Below are 2,203 nucleotides of genomic sequence, written 5' to 3' on the forward strand. Positions count from 1 at the left end.
AACTTTTCTGACTTTTCTTCAGCCATTTATGAATGTTTGAATGATGCCCATTTGAAACATAAAAAAGAACTGGATTCCTTGCTGACTCTACGATTTCAGAAGTTTAATAAATCTCAGATTATGAACGTCTAAAGTATAGCAGTCAGTTTAGCTGTTTCTTGCCATTTTCCGTTTACTTTCTCAAAAACGTAGGCTGCACCTTTGGTTCCGCCACTTTCAGATGCTCCGACAACAATGGTGTTACCCTCAATAGCCGCTGGTGTTCCAAACTCATCTCCATTTTTTCCATCGCTGGCACTCAATTTTGCCGTTTCTGTCCAAATGCCATTAAGGTTTTCATAAATATAAACCGAGCCAGAGTTTGGTTGTGATGCATTGCTTTTGACTGCTCCGATGACAGCCTGATTACCATCGATATCGATATATCTACCAAAAAGAGCCCCCGGTGAGGGATCGCTGGCATAAATTTTGCCGGTTTCTGTCCAAATCCCATTAACGACGTTATAAACGTAAACACAACCTGAATCCAAGCCTTTCTGATCGGAGCTAGCAGCTCCGATCAGGATAGTGCCACTATCGGTGGAATCAAAAGAACTGCCAAAGCGATCTCCTTGTTTCCCATCACTCGGTCTAAGTTTAGCTGTCTGCGTCCACAGTCCTCCACTCTCCCTGAAAATATACAGGGCACCAGAACCTCTCTTCCAAGAGCCGACAAAAGCTCTGCTGCCATTCAGCCTGATGGTGTCACCAAAGAGGTCACCTGCTCTGCCATCTTTTGGCTTGAGTTTCGCTCTCTCTGTCCATACACCATTAATGTTATTAAATATGTAAGCTGAACCAGAGTCCAAGCCATTGTCATCATCTTGAGCGGCTCCGACTAGGAGAGTATTGCCATCGAGGGAGACATTTTGTCCAAAGGAATCATAGGCTTGTCCGTCGCTGGCCGTGATTTTAACTAAAGAGTTATCTTCGATAGAAGTATTGCCACTGTCACCATCGTCGCCCCCCAAGCTATTGTCAAACATTTGACTAGCATCACCGAACAGAGCGTTACTATCCCCTGTTGCTCTCAGGTAATCTTTGCCGCCTTGGGTAAACTCAATCATGGCATTCCCTTCGCCATAGAGAGCGTTATAGTTTCTTCTTACTGCTAGGGAATCATCTCCAGCCAGCATTGGAGGTTCTAAAATCCCATTAATATCACCGTAGAACAACTCAGAGTCACCTAAATATTTTAGGTTATCGTTTACACCTGGTTGTCCTGAAATTGCCATGGTAGAAGTATCCTTAATCAAAAAAGTTTATCCGATTGACAATCCCCGAAGCGCTGAGGCGAGGGATTCTCGAAGCTCATCACCGTGCTTTCTGGTTTCCCCAGCCCACATCCTACACGATTATGTCCTATCCGAACCAGAAATGTTGAATCCGTACATAAAACTTTACATACAAGCTGACTAGAACAGGCGTTCGCTTAGAGAGATTAAATTTCCCTCTTGTGATCAAACCCACATTCCGCACCCTCAACTGTCACATAAGCTGTCCCCCTCCAGAGACTTGAGTAAAAATACTTAGCTGGTGAAGGTTTTCTCGGTGGCCGCTAGGGGGGTCTTGAGACCCCTAATTATGAAAAAATAGGAATTGTTGGAAAACTGAGGCAGTGGGCTGTTCGACCAGGAATCAATCAACAGAAATTGAAGTCAAAAATCTAGACCATCTGGGATTAGTAGCCGGAATTATCGATGAAATAGGAATCGTTGAAATTATCAACGAACAAGTCTCAATTGAGCGAGGAGAAATTGTCACAGCGGGGCAAGTCGTCAAAGCAATTATCCTGAATGGATTGGGATTTGTCTCCGGGTCCTTGTATTTATTTCCTCAATTTTTTGAAGATAAAGCAACCGAACATCTCCTGGGAGAAGGCATCGAAGCAAAACACCTGAATGATGATAAAATTGGTCGAGTAATGGACAAACTTTATCAACTGGATGTTTCGGGGATTTTCCTACTGATTAGTTTAGCGGCCGTGAAAAAATTTGGTGTAGCGACCGAGAATTCCCATTTAGATTCGACTTCTCTATCAGTGGAAGGAGAATATAAAAAGGAATACCCAACAGTAGAAATCCTGAAATCAGGAGCAGTGGGAGAAGAAATTGAAACCAGACAACAGCCAATAAAAATTACCTACGGATACTCCCGCGACCGA

Annotated in this window: 2 protein-coding genes and 1 pseudogene; 2 read left to right on the forward strand and 1 reads right to left on the reverse strand. The window is 43.5% G+C overall.

Annotated features, from left to right (window positions below; all coding sequences use genetic code 11):
- A pseudogene (locus tag O9290_RS02570) lies at positions 1-132 on the forward strand (IS630 family transposase); the annotation flags it as partial.
- On the opposite strand, the gene O9290_RS02575 reads toward O9290_RS02570, so the two are convergent.
- The gene (locus O9290_RS02575; RefSeq protein ID WP_288086651.1) at positions 129-1,175 is read right to left on the reverse strand and encodes an FG-GAP repeat protein; all 1,047 of its coding nucleotides are present in this window, start codon (positions 1,173-1,175) and stop codon (positions 129-131) included. The pseudogene O9290_RS02570 and the gene O9290_RS02575 sit on opposite strands and share 4 nt — an antisense overlap.
- A 482-nt stretch (positions 1,176-1,657) precedes the next feature.
- On the opposite strand from O9290_RS02575, the gene O9290_RS02580 reads away from it, so the two are divergent.
- Positions 1,658-2,203, forward strand: a 546-nt coding sequence (locus O9290_RS02580; RefSeq protein WP_288086653.1) for an IS1634 family transposase, incomplete at its 3' end; no start/stop codon positions are given.

Origin of the sequence: Microcystis sp. LE19-41.2A (assembly GCF_027530405.1) — a bacterium.
Classification (GTDB): domain Bacteria; phylum Cyanobacteriota; class Cyanobacteriia; order Cyanobacteriales; family Microcystaceae; genus Microcystis; species Microcystis aeruginosa.